Source organism: Salinimicrobium sediminis (assembly GCF_900215295.1).
GTDB lineage: Bacteria > Bacteroidota > Bacteroidia > Flavobacteriales > Flavobacteriaceae > Salinimicrobium > Salinimicrobium sediminis.
Genome location: NZ_OCMF01000001.1, coordinates 1,210,836 through 1,229,286 on the forward strand (window position 1 = coordinate 1,210,836; position 18,451 = coordinate 1,229,286).

Genomic DNA, 18,451 nt, shown 5'->3' on the forward strand with positions numbered 1-18,451 from the left:
CCCCATTTTATAGCCTATAGGCTTATAAGACCAATGTTTTTGGGGTATATTCTTATCTATACATTAGACTTTTCAATTGTAGATTTTTTGTAAAGGCGATATTTCTTCCGGAGGTTGATTAAGTTAATATATTGGTAACACAATTTTAACAACTAATCCTAAGGCGAAATTGTATAAATCCTAATCTGAGTTGATCCGGAAGATCTTTCCGGTAATTCGAAATCGATTTCGGTTTTGGTTTATTCATTTCCGTCAAATTATTAATCTTAAAATTAAATGCACCAACACCTAAATTAACAATCAATGAAAATTAAAAATTATTTAGTCGTGTTATTTCTGTTTGTTTTGAGTTCTGCCTTGGCTCAAACGAGAGAAGTGACCGGTACCGTAGTAGATGATACAGGAATGCCTTTACCGGGAGCCAATGTCATTATAAAAGGTACTACAGTAGGAACCCAGACAGATTTTGACGGGAAATTTGCTATTGAAGCAGCCCCGGAGGATATTCTTGTATTTTCCTATGTAGGATATGAAACCATTGAAACCCTCGTGGGGGATCTGCAGGATATTGCCATAACCCTCGCTCCAAATGCTGCTTCCCTTGATGAGGTAGTTGTTGTGGGATACGGTACCCAAAAGAAAAGTGTAACCACCGGGGCTATTTCTTCTGTTAAGGCCGAGGAACTTGAAGCTGTTCCCAATGGAAGAATTGAACAAACTCTTCAGGGAAGGGTTTCCGGGGTAACAATTGCACAAAACTCAGGTCAACCAGGTTCTTCAGCAACCGTTCGTGTTAGGGGTCTTACCACATTCGATACCTATGGAGGAAACACTCCATTATGGGTTGTAGACGGTGTGATCGTGGATTCAGGCGGGATTGGATATTTGAACCAGCAAGATATTGAGTCTATAGAAGTCCTTAAAGATGCTGCTTCCCTTGCTATTTATGGGGCCAGGGCAGCCTCCGGAGTTATTCTTGTAACTACAAAGAAAGGTAAGCAAGGTTTAATGAATGTTAACTATACCGGATATTATGGTTTTTCCGGACCTGAAAAGACAGTAGACCTTTTAAATGCACCACAGTATGCTGCATTGATGAATGAGAAATCTGTTGCAGCGGGAGGACAAATTGTTTATCCCGATCTTACTGCTTATGGGACAGGAACAGACTGGCAGAAGGCTATTTTTAATGACAGGGCTACAAGAGAATCACACGAGTTTAGCCTTAGTGGTGGGAATGATGTTTCTACCTTCTATGCTTCCTTCGGACTTTTAGATCAGGAAGGTATCGTTACTTCAGAGATCTCCAAGTATCAGAAGAAAAGTTTACGATTGAACTCTACTCATGAAATATCTGATATGTTCAAGGTTGGACAAACTTTTGGATACACTCACCAAAGAAATACAGGATTGGGAAACACTAACAGTGAATACGGTGGGCCCTTGAGTTCAGCTCTAAACCTGGATCCTCTTACCCCTATTGTAGTAACAGACCCTGCGGTAGCTAATTCTTCTCCCTATATTAATAACCCTGTATTTAGAGATGCAAACGGGAATCCTTACGGAATTTCCGATCCAAGGGTAGGGCAGGAAATGACTAACCCAGTTGCTTATGTTCAAACCAGGTTGGGTAACTATAACTGGTCTGATGATTTTGTAGGTAATGCCTATTTAGAATTTAAGCCCATTGACCAACTTACCTTTAGATCAAGTGTAGGTGGGAAAATAGCATATTGGGGAGGTGACTTCTTTACTCCTGTGTATTATTTAAGTGCTACAGTAGGAACTTCACAAAATAGCTTAAGCCGAAACCTTAACAAGGGATTTGGATGGAATATTGAAAATACAGTTTCTTACGATGACAGCTTTGGTAAACACAACCTTACTGTGTTGCTGGGACAAGGGGCTTATGTTGACGGTATTACCAGTGGTACATATACTTCTTATCAGGGCCTTCCGGTGAGCAGTTACAAAGACGCTTCTTTTAATTACGACATTCCGGATGATCGAATTGTAGGTAGTGCCTATAACGGAACCGAGCATCGCGTAGTTTCCCTCTTCTCGCGTTTGAACTACAACTATGATGAAAGATACCTTTTTACAGGAATTGTTCGTAGAGACGGATCTTCCAATTTTGGACCAAATAACAAATTTGGGGTTTTCCCATCCTTCTCTGCAGGTTGGAATGTGTCCAATGAAGATTTCTGGGGAGGTGAAGGATTCATCAATACTTTAAAAATAAGAGCAGGTTATGGAGTTACCGGTAATGATGCCATCAGGCAAAATGGATATCTGGCTCTAATTGACGGCGGTCGTAATTACACCTTTGGACAGGATGGTAGTGCCATAGAAATCGGCTACAGCCCAAATGCACCCGCAAACCCCGATTTAAGATGGGAAGAGACTTCTCAGCTCAACATTGGAGCTGATGCAAGATTTTTTGATTATCTTACTATGACGCTGGAATACTATAAGAAAGTGACAACCGGCATTCTTCAGGAATTTGAAATTCCGGGGTATGTGGGTTCTACAGGTCTTCCCGTTGGTAACGTGGCCGATATGGAGAACCGTGGAGTAGAACTTGAATTGGGCTTCAATAAGAATTTTGGAGAACTTTATTTCTCTGCTAATGGTAACTTTACCTACCTTGAAAACGAGGTTACTTACCTTGGTCAGGATAAGATCTTTATTACTACCGGTACTTCGGGATTCCAGTCTATGGGTCCCATTACCAGAACTCAGATTGGACAACCATACAACTCTTTCTACGGATTTAGTACAGCAGGTATTTTCCAAACTCCCGAAGAAGTTAATGCCTATACAGGACCTAATGGAAATGTGATTCAGCCAAATGCTGTTCCGGGTGACTTCAAATGGGTAGATACTAACAATGATGGAACTATTACAGATGATGATAAACAGTTCCTTGGAAGTCCGCTTCCAAAATATACCTTTGGTCTTACCCTTAACATGAATTATAAGAATTTCGATTTGATGGTATTTACTCAGGGTGCAGCAGGCAATAAGATCTTCCAGGGCTTACGTCGTCTGGATATCCAAAATGCCAACTACTCTACAAAGGCACTTAGCAGATGGAGAGGTGAAGGAACATCAAATGATTATCCCCGTCTAACGAACAACGATACTAACGAAAACTTTAGTAGAATGTCCGATTTTTATCTTGAGGATGGAGATTATCTCCGCTTAAAGCTGGCTCAGGTGGGATATACCATTCCTGACACCTTTACAAAAGCATACGGGGTTCAAAAAATGAGATTCTATGTAACAGGAGAAAACCTGTTAACATTGACAGACTATACAGGTTACGATCCTGAAATTGGAGGAAATACATTTGGTATAGATCGTGGATATTATCCACAGGCCAGATCTTTCCTATTTGGAGCTAACATACAATTTTAAAAAAAATGAAAATGAAAACACACACATTCAAGTTAGTATTAGCTGCTTTTGCAGTGATATTTACGTTGAATTCCTGTAGTGAAGATTTCCTTGAGGTGCCGGTAAAAGGTACTAACCTGGAATCCAACTATTACAGGAATGAAACGGAAGCTTTTGCCGGTCTTGTAGCAGTTTATGATGTTATGAGAAAATATTCCGGAGGATTTGAGAACATGGTTACCTTTTTTAATGCGGGTTCAGATGATTTCAGAGCCGGAGGAGGTAACGCTTCTGACGGGATCGGGATCCAGAATTTTGATGACTTCAAAATTACGCCCACTACAATGCCTCAAAGCTATTGGAGTGATTACTATCAGGGAATATCCCGTGCTAACTTTTTACTTACCAAGTTGCCTGATGTTGACATGGATGAGAGTAAAATCGCGCGAATGACTGCCGAAACCAAAGCTCTTCGTGCACTTTATTACTTTAACCTGGTAAGAATGTTCAAAAACATTCCTTTGATTACTACTCCTCTTACCAGCAGTGAATTCAACACGGTGCCACAGGCAGATCCTGCGGCGGTTTTTGCGCAAATAGAACAGGATCTTCTTGAGGCTATTCCAGACCTTCCACCTACAATACCTGCAGAAGAGGCAGGACGTATTACTAAAGGAGGAGCCCAGGCAATATTGGGTAAAGTATTCCTTTGGGAAGGAAAAAACCAGGAAGCGGCAGCTCAATTGAGAGAGGTAAACGGAACTCCTGGTGAAACCAACCAATATGGGAACAGATTACTTGACAGCTTTGATGCTCTATGGGAGACAGATAATAAATTTAATGCCGAATCCATAGTAGAGGTTGCTCATACAAATGCTTCTTTCTCCTACTGGGAGATATGGGGTCAGGGTCAGGATGAAGGTAATACCATTAATACTATGGTAGGACCAAGATCTTATTCTCAATTGACCGAGGCTGCGCCAGATCTACCTTCTGGATGGAGTTTTAATCCTGTGGAACCGGAATTGTATGAACTTTTAAAAGGTGATCCGAGATTTGACGCAACAATTCTTGATTTGGAAGCTTTAGTAGCAGCCGGCGCTGCATCCTATTCTCCAGGATACGAAGACACTGGATATTTCCTAAACAAATTTATTCCTACCCGTGCAGATGTGACTACAGGTGCGGGAGAACCGATCTTGAACTATCGTCAGAATTTTTATGTAATTCGTCTTGCAGACACTTACTTAATGGAAGCTGAAGCTCTTGGCGGAACAGGTGCAAGAGCCCAGGCTCTTTTAGACGCAGTAAGAGCCAGAGTTGATTTACCTAGTGTTCCTGTTTCATTACAGGCTATCTACAGAGAACGCAGACTGGAACTTGCCGGAGAAGGTCATAGATTTTTCGATCTTGTGAGAACAGGAAGAGCTGCTGAATTCTTATCTGATGAAGGTTTTGTTGCCGGAAAGCATGAAATTCTTCCTATTCCTTACAGGGAACTAGAAAACACCGTAATTGAGCAAAATCCGCAGTATTAATAAATATGAAAAACATGAAAAAATTTAGATTTATACTGGGTCTGTTTAGCCTCCTTGCAATTCTAGGTTGTAGTATGGAAGATGGAATAGACGACGACACTTCCTTTTTGGAAACCGTTAATTCCGGAAATATAGGTGCCACTTTTGCCATAACGAATGATAATACCGGTCTTGTGACCATTACTCCTACCGGTGAAGGGGTTACCAGATTCATAGTAGATTTTGGAGACGGTTCCCCGGTTTCAGCAGAGATTAAACCAGGAGAATGGGTGAAGCACTTCTATGCAGAAGGAAATTATGATGTTGTGGTTACAGGGAAAAACCTGGCAGGAGAAACGGCTCAGGGAACTCAACCCCTTACTGTTTCATTCAGAACTCCAGAGAATCTAGAAATCAACATAGATAAAGATCCTCAGGATAATTATACCGTAATTGTAAGTGCTACTGCAGATTATGCAGCCACTTTTGATGTATATTTCGGGGAGTCTGCAGATGAGGAGCCAACACCTCTTATGCCAGGCGAATCTGTTAGCCATACCTATCAGACAGTGGGAACTTATGATGTAAGAGTTGTTGCTCTTAGTGGTGGGGAAGCTTCTCTTGAAGATACCAAACAGGTTACCATTACAGATCCTTTGTTTTTACCGGTTGACTTTGAATCCGCTAAATTGGATTATACCTGGAGTGGATTTGGTGGAGCCAGTGCTCAGGTAATAGATAACCCCGATATTAGTGGGATCAACACCAGTGCTAAAGTTGTTGAACTTAAAGAGAATGCTGGTGCAGAAGTATGGGCCGGAGCTTCCTTACAATTAGATGAACCTCTTGATTTCTCTCAGGGTACTGCAATAAAAATGAACGTTTGGTCACCTGAAGCAGGTGTGCCTGTAATGGTCAAAATTGAAGACACTAGTTCAGAGCCCGACGGGAATGGGAACCCATCAGTTTTTGTAGAGGTAATTGAAAATACAACTACATCTGGTGAGTGGGAAGAAATGACCTTTGACCTTAGTAGTGCTGCAAGTTTTGATGCTTCCATTAACTACGACAGGGTGATCGTGTTTTACGACTTCGGAAATCCTGGAGAAGGAGCAACATTCTACTTTGATGACATTAGTTTAATGAAACTGGTGCTTTTACAACTTCCCATAACTTTTGATAACGCAGATCTGGATTATTCTCCAGGAGTATGGGACGGAACATCTTTTGAGGTGGTTGCCAATCCAGCTCAATCTGGGGCCAATACGTCAGCTTCAATGGTTGGTGCGATAACAAATTCCGGTAGTGATTGGGAAGGCATTAAATTTAATCTGGATGAGCCAGTGGATTTCAGTGGTGATAACAAAACAGTCACAATGAAATTATGGTCGGATACTCCTGTCTCCGTTCTCCTTAAATTGGAAGATGCTGTTAATGGTGAGGCTAATACTGAAGTAGCAGCAGACCATGGTGGATCAGGCTGGGAAGAACTTAGCTTTAACTTTAGCACAGATGCACAGTATTCTGGAATGGTCATTTTTGTAGATGGCGGTAAATCTACAGCTGGAACTTTCTATCTTGATGATATTCGTATGGGAGTAGCAGAGTATATTTCTCTCTTCAGCAACGTTGCTGATGATGTAACTGTAGATACCTGGAGAACAGACTGGTCAGTTGCCGATTATGAGGAGGTTACTTTTGATGGCCGTGCATCAAAATACTATACAAATCTTTCTTTTGTAGGGATCGAAACCGTTGCCAATCAATTGGATATCACCGAAATGACTCATTTACATGTGGAATTTTATACTGAAAATGCTACTGCATTTAAAGTGAAACTGGTTGATTTTGGAGCAAATGCTAAATGGGAAGCTGCTGATGCAGGAGATTTTGACAATACCGAACACGAAATAGTATTTGAAAATCCTGCGCAAAAGGAATGGGTAAGCCTGGATATTCCATTGTCTGATTTTACCAACCTTACAGGTAGAGAACATATTGCACAACTAATCTTTTCTGCCGCACCAGCGGGAGAAGCAGATGTATATGTTACCAACATATATTTTCACAACTAAATAAAATAGATAAATGAAAAATATATTGAATTTAAAAAGTCTATTCTATGCCGGCCTGCTTCTTATAGCCGGTTGTTCAGAGACAGATTACGAAATGGGGGAGCTCACTGCTCCAACTAATGTAATGATTGAAACATCCCTTGTGGGACAGGATGAAGCGCATCCTTATGGAGACGGTTCTGGCGATGTCGAAATATCTGTTACAGCAGATAATGCTATAGCTTATAAAATTGACTTTGGTACAAGTGCAAATCCCGATTTTAAATCTTTCACCAATAAAATCTCCAAAAAGTTTACAGCCCTGGGTGTTAATACCTATACGCTTACAGTTGTTGCTTATGGAGCCGGAGGTACTGCTACCACAGTAACTCAGGATGTGACTGTAGAAAGCATATTCTCTCCACAACCGGAGATCATTACCTCTCTTGTTGGCGATGGATCAAAAACCTGGGTAGTTGACAAATCAGTTCCCGGGCATTTTGGAGTAGGTCCATTTTCAGACGGTTCAGTTTGGCCGGAATGGTGGTCTGCCGGAGTAGATGAAAAAGTGGAAAGCGCAAATTGCTTTTATACTGCTACCTTTACTTTTAGTGAAACAGCAAATGGATACTCATTGACTGTTGATGCTCCGGATGGTGCATTCACAAAGACCGGAAGTTTAAGTAATAACTTGCCAGGTATTCCTGCGGAGGGGGCAGAAGGTTGTTACGATGGGTACACTGGAGGAAGTTCAGCCTTTTCTTTTGTGCCTTCAAGTACAGGTGTACCTGAATCAACGCCTTCAACCAAAACTGCCATAGAGCTTATAGGCTCAGAAACCTTTATTGGCTACGGGGCTGTTCAAAAGGAATATGAAATCCTTGAAATCTCTGAAGATCACTTATATCTGAGGGTTCAGGGTACAGAAACAGGAAATGCCTGGTATGTTAGATTGATTCCGGCGGAATAATCTTTGGAAAAAACCTTAAAACTTTCGGTGGTGAAGAATCCGCCGGAAGTTCTAAGGTTACTTTCCACTCATTTTAAAATAAAAAAAATGTTATCTAAAAAGCTAAATTATCAGCTCAAGCTCTTCTTGTGCCTGTTTTTTCCAATAATCACATTGAGTTGCAGTGGTTCTGATCCCGATGAGGAGGTAGATACAAAGCTATCTGATCTTACGGTTGAAGTATCTATTGTGGGGGCATCGGCTTCAAATCCTGAAGGGGATGGTAGCGGGAAGATCAATGTTTCTTTTTCAGCAAAAAACGCAAATTCCTATCGTGTGAATTTTGGAAATGGAGATGTCCTGGAAACCACTTCTAATAATCTTTCCTATACCTATGTTGAAAGTGGGATCAATACCTATAAAATCTTTGTTTCTGCATACAAAGGCAGTGAATACATATCTAAAGAGCAAAGCGTAACAATCTATGTTACTCCCTCGATGATCTTTGCAGAGGAGTTCAATTACAGCGGGGCACCCGATTCTTCCAAATGGACCTATGACATAGGCAGGGGAGATAATGGCTGGGGCAATGGCGAGGCTCAATATTACACTTCCCGGTCAGAGAACGTTAGAGTAGAAAATGGGATTCTAAAGATTACTGCGAAAAAAGAAAATTATGAGGGAGCTGCATACACCTCATCCCGTTTAAAAACCCAGGGAAAATTTTCCTTTACCTATGGCAAAGTGGAAGTTCGGGCAAAATTGCCCAATGGCGGTGGTACCTGGCCGGCGATCTGGATGTTGGGTTCCAATATTACTTCTGTAGGTTGGCCTGCTTCTGGAGAAATTGACATCATGGAACATGTTGGTAATAATCCGGGAAAGATCATTAGTGCAATTCATACCCCCTCAAGTTATGGAGGCACTCAAAACAAAGCCGTAACTACGGTAGAAGACGCCACTTCAGAATTCCATGTCTATGGCCTGGAATGGACGTCCGAAAAACTCATTTTTTCCGTTGATGGGAAAGTACATTATACCTACAATCCTACCAACAAAAATGCAAGCACCTGGCCTTTTACTTCAGACCAGTTCCTTATCCTCAATATAGCGGTTGGAGGAACCCTTGGTGGAACAATAGACCCTGCGTTTAGTTCCGGCACCATGGAAGTAGATTATGTTAGAGTGTACAAATAACCTCCTCCATTAGCGAGGAATAATAAATTATTATGAAAGGGCTTTTCTCTATTTCACTACTACTTTTCCTTATTGGAGGCTGTAGTAGCGAGAATGATCCTCAACCTACCACCCCGCCTCAACCTCCAAAAGTGGAGAATGAAGTGGTTTTTTACCTTACAAAAGGAGATCAATCTCAATTGTTTCAAAAGCAACCGGGGATTCTTGCATTTGGGGTGAATTACAATTCTTATCCTACAATAAAAGTGAGTGTCACCGAGACCTATCAAACGGTGGAAGGTTTTGGCTTCACCCTTACTGGTGGAAGTGCCGAGGTAATTAATTCACTTAACTCAGGTAAAAAGGCAGAACTTCTTCAAAATCTTTTTTCTAAAGAGGGGAATGGGATTGGTGTAAGTTATTTAAGAATAAGTGTGGGTGCCTCAGATCTTAATTCCTCTACTTTTTCCTATAACGATCTTCCCCAAGGCCAAACCGATGAAGATCTTTCTGAATTCAGTCTTGAACCAGATATGGAAGATCTTATCCCTCTCCTGCAGGAAATTCTGGAAATAAATCCTGAAATAGGTATTATGGCAACGCCCTGGTCTCCTCCCGTGTGGATGAAGGATAATCAAAGTACAATTGGAGGAAATCTTCTAAAGGCTTATTACAATGTCTATGCTGATTACCTCGTCAGGTATATACGGGAAATGGAGAGTTTGGGCATAAACATTCATGCCTTGACCGTACAAAACGAACCTTTACATGCGGGAAATAATCCCAGCATGCATATGACTGCAGCTGAGCAGACCAGCTTTATAAAAAATTCTTTAGGACCGGCATTTTTACGTGCCGGGTTAGAAACAGACATTATAATATATGACCACAACGCTGACAATCCATCATATCCAATATCAATCTTAAATGATCCTGAAGCAAGAAAATTCATAGCGGGTTCAGCTTTCCATTTGTATGCCGGGGACATTTCAGCTCTGTCTACCGTTCATGATGCTTACCCTAACAAGGATATATACTTCACCGAACAATATACCTCCTCCCAGGGAGACTTTGGAGGAGATCTGAAATGGCATTTAAAGAATGTTATAGTTGGATCTCTCAGGAATTGGAGCAAAACTGCTTTGGAATGGAATCTTGCTAATAATTCAGGTTTTGGTCCTCATACTCCGGGAGGTTGTACTACCTGTAAGGGAGCTATAACTGTAACCAGTAGTGGATCGTACACTAAAAATGTGAGCTATTATATTATTTCTCACGCTTCAAAATTTGTTCCTCGTGGTTCTGTGAGAATCACCAGTAATATTACCGGTAGCCTGCATAATGTTGCTTTTAGAACCCCAGCAGGAGGCAAGGTTTTGATAGTACTCAACGATGGAGAAAAGTCTGAGTCCTTCAATATAGAATATAATGGAAAGTTGATAACAACCTCTTTACATCCAGGTGCAGTTGGAACATTTGTATGGGAGTGAGCAACGAAAACAGGTAATCATGAAAAATTTAATTCTTTTTGTCTTTTTGGTTTTCTCATTAGCAGGGAAGGCACAGGAATCTACTTCCGGATTTCTCCATACCAGAGGTCAAATTATTGTAGATGAAAAAGGTGAAAATGTACTTCTAAAAGGTATAGGTCTGGGTGGCCATATGCTTCAGGAAGGATATATGCTAAAAGTGCCATTTTCGGGACAGCAGTATGTGATACGGGAGCATATAGAAGAGTTGATAGGAAAGGAAAGAACGGACGAATTCTATGAAGCCTGGCTAAAGAATCATACCCGAAAGATTGACATTGATTCCATGAAGAGCTGGGGGTTCAATTCAGTCCGTCTCCCAATGCATTACAATCTTTACACCCTTCCGGTAGAAGACGAGCCGGTAAAAGGTGAGAATACCTGGCTGGAAAAGGGGTTTCAAATGACCGACTCCCTTTTAAGTTGGGCAGAGGCAAATGAAATGTATCTTATCCTAGATATGCATGCGGCTCCGGGAGGACAGGGACATGATGTAAATATCTCAGATAGGGATCCCTCTAAACCATCTCTGTGGGAAAGCGAAGCAAACCAGCAAAAACTAATTGCACTCTGGAGAAAACTGGCCGAAAGGTACAAGGATGAGCCCTGGATTGGTGCATACGACATTATAAATGAACCTAACTGGACCTTCGAAGAAGGAAAAAATAAAAATGGAATTGAAGATACTCTTAATGCTCCTCTAAAAAAGCTTTTGGTAGATATTACTAATGCTATTCGTGAAGTAGATAGCAGGCATATAATCATCATTGAAGGAAATGGATGGGGAAATAATTATAATGGAATACTTCCTCCCTGGGATGACAATATGGTAATAAGCTTCCATAAATACTGGAATTATAATGATACTGCTTCTATCCAACAGTTCCTCGATTTCAGAGAAAAGTACAACACTCCCGTATGGCTCGGGGAAACAGGAGAGAATTCCAATGTCTGGTTTACAGATGCTATTAGGCTTATGGAAGAAAACAACATTGGCTGGTGTTGGTGGCCCCTCAAAAAATTAGGTTTCAACAATCCTTTAGAAGTTCCGGTAAACCCGGGATACGGGCAAATCCTTAACTACTGGAGAGGAGAAGCGGAGAAACCTTCAGAAGCTGAAGCCTACAAAGGTTTCATGGAACTGGCAGAAAATGTAAAGCTTGAAAATAACTATTATCACAGAGGAGTAGTGGATGCGATGATGCGCCAGCCTCATACAAAAGAAGCCATTCCGTTTAAAGAAGTAGTCATCGACAATAGTGCAATTATTAAAGCTGCCAATTATGACATGGGAGAAAAGGGTATTGCTTATCAGGACAATGTCGCCGCCAACTATTATATATCGACGGGAGGTGAGAGGCAAAGTTGGAATAACGGTAGAACCTATCGAAATGACGGGGTGGATATTTACCCTATGGAGCCCAGGGAAAATTATGATGATGTTTTTGTTGGAGATATGGAAGAAGGGGAGTGGATGCAATACACTTTTGAGGTATCCAAAAATGGCAATTTTGACCTTTCCTTCAAAACTGCTGCCGATGCTCCCGGTAGTGCCGCTGTTGAAGTCAACGGAAAGAGATATCCGGATTTTGTAGTTCCTGCTAGTGCAGGAAAATGGACTCAAACAACTGTAAAAGAAATTCTCTTTAAAAAAGGACAAAACCAGATTAAATTTTTTGTGATCGATGGGGGCTTTAACCTCGAACAAATCCAAATTAATCGCCAAAACTAAATATATGAGATCCCTACGAATATTTTCTCTTTTCTTGCTGCTAATAGTAACGTCATGTGCAGATGAGCCTAAAGAAACAGCCAAGGCAAACTTGTGGTTGACAACCATGGATCAAAAGTCACTGCTTGATCAGCGTACTCTGGAGGTAATTGATGCAGAAGATACTTTAGGAACGACTATAAACATTGATACTTCTCAGACCTTTCAGGAAATAGACGGGTTCGGGTATACGCTTACGGGTGGAAGTGCTTTGCACATTAATAAAATGAGCGATTCGGCCAGAACGGAACTACTTCAGGAGCTTTTTGGAACCGGAAAGGATGAAATAGGAGTGAGTTACCTCCGGCTGAGTGTTGGTGCTTCAGATCTTAATGAAGCCCCGTTCTCTTATAATGACCTTCAGGAAGGAGAAACTGATGTTAACCTTAAAAATTTCAGCCTTGCTAATGACACGGTGCACTTAGTGCCCGTTTTAAAGGAGATCCTGAAGATTGCTCCGGATATAAAGATCATGGGCTCTCCCTGGTCCCCACCGGCCTGGATGAAAGACAACAAGGATACCCGGGGTGGAAGTTTGCTTGAAGAGTATTATCCGGTGTACGCCAATTATCTTGTTAAATATGTGCAGGCGATGGCCGAGCATGGCATTACTATAGATGCTATTACCGTGCAGAATGAGCCTCTTCATCCCGGCAACAATCCGAGTCTGCTAATGCTTGCTGAAGATCAGGCTGAATTCATCAAAAACCACTTAGGTCCTGCATTCGAAAAGAACAATATCGACACAAAGATCATTATCTACGATCACAATGCCGACAGGCCAGATTATCCCATCAGCATTTTAAATGATCCTGAAGCAGCTAAATATATCGATGGATCTGCTTTCCATCTATATGGCGGAGAAATAGAAGCCCTGTCTGAAGTACATGAGGCTCATCCCGACAAAAACCTGTACTTCACGGAACAGTGGGTAGGAGCACCGGGAGATTTTGCAAAGGAAATGTCCTGGCATACCGAAAATCTACTAATAGGAGCCACTCGCAACTGGAGCCGGACGGTTCTGGAATGGAATCTGGCTGCCGATGAAAATCAACAGCCCCATACGGATAGAGGAGGATGTGACCGCTGTCTGGGCGCTATTACCATTACAGGTGATGAAGTGACAAGGGAACCGGCATATTACATAATTGCACAAGCTTCAAAATTCGTTCGTCCCGGTTCTGTAAGAGTGGAATCTAACCTGCCTGAAGATCTTCCTAATGTGGCCTTTTTGACACCAGAAGGAACGGTGGCTCTGATCGTGCAGAACAAATCGGAGACTGAAAAAACTGTAATTGTAAAATTGAATAATAAACAAACTTCTTTTCAGCTTCCGGCAGGAGCAGTGGGAACTTTAGTATTATAATCCAATGAGAATATCACAAATAATTTTAGGACTTGGAATTTTAATAACTACCGGCTGTGGCGTCAAAGCTCAGGATTCAAAAATTGCGCCGTCCAAAGCAGAAATTGAGAACAAGGTAGATGAACTTTTGTCGAAAATGACAATTGAGGAAAAAGTGGGTCAAATGACCCAGGTAACCCTGGATGTTATTGGAAAAGGAGATGATCGCTTTAGCAGCTACGAACCTTTTTCTTTAGATCAAGACCTGGTTAGAAAAGCGGTTTCTGAATACCACGTTGGTTCATTTCTTAATACGGCAAATAACCGTGCTCTTTCAAAAGAGGAGTGGTATGAGGTTATAAAAGAACTTCAGGATATCAACAAAGCCGAAACTAAACTTGGCATTCCTATCATCTATGGAGTCGATATGATCCACGGTGCCACCTATACCGCCGGAGCTACAATGTTTCCACAACAAATTGGGCAGGCAGCCAGCCGGAACCCTGAGCTGGTGCAGCGAGGGGCTGAGATCACTGCATACGAAACCCGTGCCAGCGGAATTCCCTGGAATTTCTCTCCTGTTTTAGACCTTGGAATGGATCCGCGTTTTTCAAGAATGTGGGAGTCTTTTGGTGAAGATCCATATTTAACTTCTGTTTTGGGAGTAGCAATGATCGATGGTTATGAAGGCAAGGATAACAACATTGGACATCCGGAGCATGTTGCATCAACCTTAAAGCACTTTTTAGGTTATCACGCGGTAACTTCGGGTAAGGACAGAACTCCGTCTTACATTCCTCAGGACGCTCTAAGAGAATACCATTTACCTCCTTTCAAAGCTGCAGTAGAGGCTGGGGCGCACACCATTATGGTGAATTCAGGAATTATCAATGGAGTTCCGGTTCACGCTAATTACGATCTGCTTACCTCTCTTCTAAAAGAAGAGTTAGGATTTGAAGGTTTGGTAGTGACCGATTGGGCCGATATTGAAAATCTGCACCGTCGCGACCGCGTAGCCGAAAACGACAGGGAAGCTATAAAAATGGCTATTAATGCAGGGATCGACATGTCTATGGTTCCTTACCAGTATGAGGTCTTCGTTGACAACCTGGTGGATCTGGTAAAGTCAGGTGAGGTTAAGGAGTCGCGGATTGATGATGCGGTGAGAAGGATCCTAAAAGTTAAGCTCGCTCTTAACCTTTTTGACACTCCTGTAACGCATTACAAGAACTATCCAAAGTTCGGAAGTGAGGAATTTGAGCAAGCCTCTTACGATATGGCGGCTGAGTCAATAACCCTTCTTAAAAATGAGGATAACATACTTCCGCTTGACAAAAATGCGAAAGTGCTCGTAACAGGTCCGAATGCAAATTCAATGCGTACCCTCAACGGAGCCTGGACCTATTCATGGCAGGGAGAAAAGACTCCCGAATTCGCAGAATCCTATAATACTATTCTGGAAGCTGTTCAGAAGGAAATAGGAGCCGAAAATGTCATTTTTGAACCTGGTGTTTCTTACGTCGAAGGAGGCAAATATTATGAGGAGGAAAAAGTGGATTTTGAGAAAGCCATTTCCGCAGCTAAGAACGTGGATTACGTGATCCTTGCTGTAGGTGAAAATACTTATACTGAAAAGCCGGGGGATCTTAATGATCTCTACCTGTCTGACCATCAAACGGAATTAGGCAGAGAACTTGCAAAGACTGGTACCCCCGTGATTCTTATCCTAAATGAAGGGCGCCCCCGGATTATCAGTAAGTTCGAAAGAGAAATGAAAGGGATCGTACAGGCTTACCTCCCCGGAAATTTTGGAGGAGATGCACTGGCAGATGTTCTATTTGGAGATGTAAATCCTTCCGGAAAGCTGCCATATAACTATCCGCGATATCCAAATGCAACGATACCTTACATTCACAAACCTTCTGAAGAACAAGCCAAGGCCGAAGGAGTTTATAACTACGAAGCCGATTACAATCCGCAGTTCTTCTTTGGAGACGGATTAAGCTATACCACTTTTGAATATTCAGATCTAAAGCTGGATAAGAATACGATCAGCACCACCGGAATTGTCTCAGTAGAAGTGAAAGTGACCAATACCGGGGAAAGAGCAGGAAAAGAAGTTGTAGAATTATATACTTCAGACCTGTATGCCAGCCAAATTACACCCGATGTTAAAAGGCTTAGGAGGTTCGAAAAGATTTCTCTTGAACCAGGTGAGACTAAAACTGTCACCTTTACTTTGAATGCGAAAGATCTTGCCTACTTCACTCCTAAAGGGGAGTCAATGGTTGAACCGGGAGATTTCGAATTAATGGTAGATGAACTAAAAACAAACCTTGAGGTGACCAACTAATTGGCCAACCTCTAATACCAAATTAAACCAATAAAATGAAAAAGCGAATATTACTCCTGGCTTGCCTTTTTCCGGTCTTTACGGCGACGGCACAAAAGTCAGATATAAAGAGCTCTGTTAAGGATGTTGAGGCCAAAGTAGATTCTGTGCTCAATATTATGACCCTTGAAGAAAAAGTGGGTCAAATGGTTCAGTATAGTGGCACCTGGGATCTTACAGGTCCCGCTACCGGAGACCAGAATCAGTTTCGGGAAGAGCAGCTTAAAAAGGGACTTGTGGGTTCCATGCTCAACGTTCTCTCTGTTGAGGCAACCCGTGAAGCTCAGAAGATGGTGATGGAGAATTCCCGCATTAAAATTCCTCTCATGTTTGGTTATGATGTCATTCATGGCTTTAAGACAATTTTCCCCGTGCCACTTGGAGAAACTGCAAGTTGGGATTTGGAAGCGATGGAGGAAACGGCCCGCATCTCTGCGTTGGAAGCAGCCGCAGACGGTGTGAACTGGACCTTTGCTCCTATGATCGACATTTCCAGGGATGCACGCTGGGGCCGTATTATGGAAGGAGCCGGGGAAGATCCCTATCTTACCTCCCGTGTTGCCGAAGCCAAAGTAAGAGGATACCAGGGAGAGGATCTGTCTGATCCTGCCAGTATTGCGGCAACCGCCAAACATTTTGCGGGATATGGTTTTGCTGAAGCAGGCCGGGATTATAATACAGTGCATGTGGGAGAAAATGAACTGCACAACACAATTCTACCGCCCTTCAAAGCCGCAGCCGATGCAGGGGTGGCTACTTTTATGAACTCATTCAATGACATCGACGGAACTCCTTCTACCGGAAACCGGATACTCCAGAGAGAGATCTTAAAAGGAAATTGGGACTGGGATGGTTTTATCGTTTCAGACTGGGCTTCAATTGCCGAAATGAGAGACCATGGTTATGCCGAAGATCTTACTCATGCTGCCGAAATTGCCTTAAAAGCCGGAAGTGATATGGATATGGAAGGCGGTACCTATGAAACCGGTTTGGTAAAACTGGTAGAGGAAGGAAAGCTTGACGAACAATTAATTAATGATGCGGTACGAAGGATTTTAAGAGTGAAATTTAAACTTGGCCTTTTTGAAGATCCATACCGCTACTCGAATCCTGAAGCTATCAATAAAATAGATAAGGCAGCCCACCGGGAGGTTGCCCGTGATGTAGCTAAGAAGTCAATAGTGCTTCTAAAGAATGAGAAGAACCTGCTTCCGCTTTCTTCTTCAGTAAAGAACATTGCGGTTATTGGTCCGCTGGCAGATGATAAGAACACACCTATAGGTAACTGGCGTGCCCAGGGGGAAGCTAATTCCGCAGTTTCTATCCTGGAAGGAGTAAGGAATGCAGCAGGTAAAAATGTAAAAATTACCTACGAAAAAGGTGCCGATCTTGGCATGGGAGAAAGAAGCTTCCTAAAACCCCTCGAAATAAATAAAACCGATAAGTCGGGCTTTAAAGCCGCTGTTGAGGTTGCGAAAAAGGCCGATCTCGTTATTCTTGCCCTTGGAGAAGATGCTTTCCAGAGCGGGGAAGGAAGAAGCCAGGTGAATATTGGTCTGGCAGGGGTACAAAAAGAACTGATGCAGGAAATCTTTAAGGTGAACAAAAATGTTGTCCTTGTGCTTCAAAACGGAAGACCACTGGAAATAAGCTGGGCTGCTGAAAACATTCCTGCAATTGTAGTGGCATGGCAGTTGGGTACCGAGAGTGGAAACGCCATTGCCGATGTACTCTTTGGAAAATATAATCCTTCAGGGAAACTTCCGGTGTCATTCCCGAGAGCTGTTGGTCAGGAGCCGTTGTATTATAATCAAAAGATGACCGGTCGTCCTACCAATCCTACAGATGTGACGTATTCGGCATATACCGATGAGGAGAAAACGGCATTGTATCCGTTTGGGTATGGTCTAAGTTACACCATCTTTAAATACGGGGACCTAAGCTTGTCTTCAAAGGAGATGACACAACAGGGATCTATTAAAGTTACTGTGCCTGTAACAAATGCAGGAAGCATTGCAGGTAAAGAAGTGGTGCAGTTATACCTGCGCGATCTTGTGGCAAGTACTACCAGGCCGGTGAAGGAATTAAAAGGATTTGAACTCGTACAGCTGCAGCCGGGAGAGACCAAACAGGTAACTTTTGAGATCACCAATGATTTGTTGGAGTTTTACAATGCCGAAAGGAAATGGACCTCAGAACCGGGAAAATTCCAGGTGATGGTCGGAGGAAATTCAGCAGATCTTAAAGTTGAAAGCTTTGAACTAAAATAAAAATCAGCTTCCAAAAAGCCATTTTTGGAACCTTTTAAAAACTTAACTT

10 protein-coding genes are annotated in these 18,451 nt (G+C 42.2%); all 10 read left to right on the top strand.

What is annotated here, in order from left to right:
• Positions 1-303: 303 nt before the first annotated feature.
• The 10 genes from CRO16_RS05520 to bglX all read left to right on the top strand — a co-directional run bounded on the left by CRO16_RS05520 (position 304) and on the right by bglX (position 18,402).
• Positions 304-3,420: a SusC/RagA family TonB-linked outer membrane protein gene (locus CRO16_RS05520; RefSeq protein WP_097055308.1), complete on the top strand. Its 3,117-nt coding sequence runs from the start codon at positions 304-306 to the stop codon at positions 3,418-3,420.
• A gap of 11 nt (positions 3,421-3,431) precedes the next feature.
• Positions 3,432-4,937 carry a RagB/SusD family nutrient uptake outer membrane protein gene (locus CRO16_RS05525; protein ID WP_097055797.1) on the top strand — a complete coding sequence of 502 codons (1,506 nt, stop codon included), beginning with the start codon at positions 3,432-3,434 and terminating at the stop codon, positions 4,935-4,937.
• Between the two features lie 14 nt (positions 4,938-4,951).
• Complete coding sequence (locus CRO16_RS05530) at positions 4,952-6,991, top strand: hypothetical protein (RefSeq protein WP_143544434.1); 2,040 nt, start codon at positions 4,952-4,954, stop codon at positions 6,989-6,991.
• Positions 6,992-7,004: 13 nt separating this feature from the next.
• Positions 7,005-7,940, top strand: coding sequence for a hypothetical protein (locus CRO16_RS05535; RefSeq protein WP_097055310.1), 936 nt, complete (start codon positions 7,005-7,007; stop codon positions 7,938-7,940).
• 87 nt (positions 7,941-8,027) lie between these two features.
• The gene (locus CRO16_RS16300; protein WP_179670489.1) at positions 8,028-9,116 is read left to right on the top strand and encodes a glycoside hydrolase family 16 protein; all 1,089 of its coding nucleotides are present in this window, start codon (positions 8,028-8,030) and stop codon (positions 9,114-9,116) included.
• A 32-nt stretch (positions 9,117-9,148) separates the two neighbouring features.
• Positions 9,149-10,585 (top strand): glycoside hydrolase family 30 protein, encoded by a 1,437-nt coding sequence (locus tag CRO16_RS05545; RefSeq protein ID WP_097055311.1) that lies wholly within the window; start codon positions 9,149-9,151, stop codon positions 10,583-10,585.
• 19 nt (positions 10,586-10,604) lie between these two features.
• Positions 10,605-12,356, top strand: coding sequence for a cellulase family glycosylhydrolase (locus tag CRO16_RS05550; RefSeq protein ID WP_097055312.1), 1,752 nt, complete (start codon positions 10,605-10,607; stop codon positions 12,354-12,356).
• A 4-nt stretch (positions 12,357-12,360) separates the two neighbouring features.
• Positions 12,361-13,761 (top strand): glycoside hydrolase family 30 protein, encoded by a 1,401-nt coding sequence (locus CRO16_RS05555; RefSeq protein ID WP_097055799.1) that lies wholly within the window; start codon positions 12,361-12,363, stop codon positions 13,759-13,761.
• Positions 13,762-13,765: 4 nt separating this feature from the next.
• Positions 13,766-16,093, top strand: coding sequence for a glycoside hydrolase family 3 N-terminal domain-containing protein (locus CRO16_RS05560; RefSeq protein ID WP_097055313.1), 2,328 nt, complete (start codon positions 13,766-13,768; stop codon positions 16,091-16,093).
• A 35-nt stretch (positions 16,094-16,128) separates the two neighbouring features.
• Positions 16,129-18,402, top strand: coding sequence for a beta-glucosidase BglX (gene bglX, locus CRO16_RS05565; protein ID WP_097055314.1), 2,274 nt, complete (start codon positions 16,129-16,131; stop codon positions 18,400-18,402).
• The last annotated feature ends 49 nt before the right edge of the window (positions 18,403-18,451 follow it).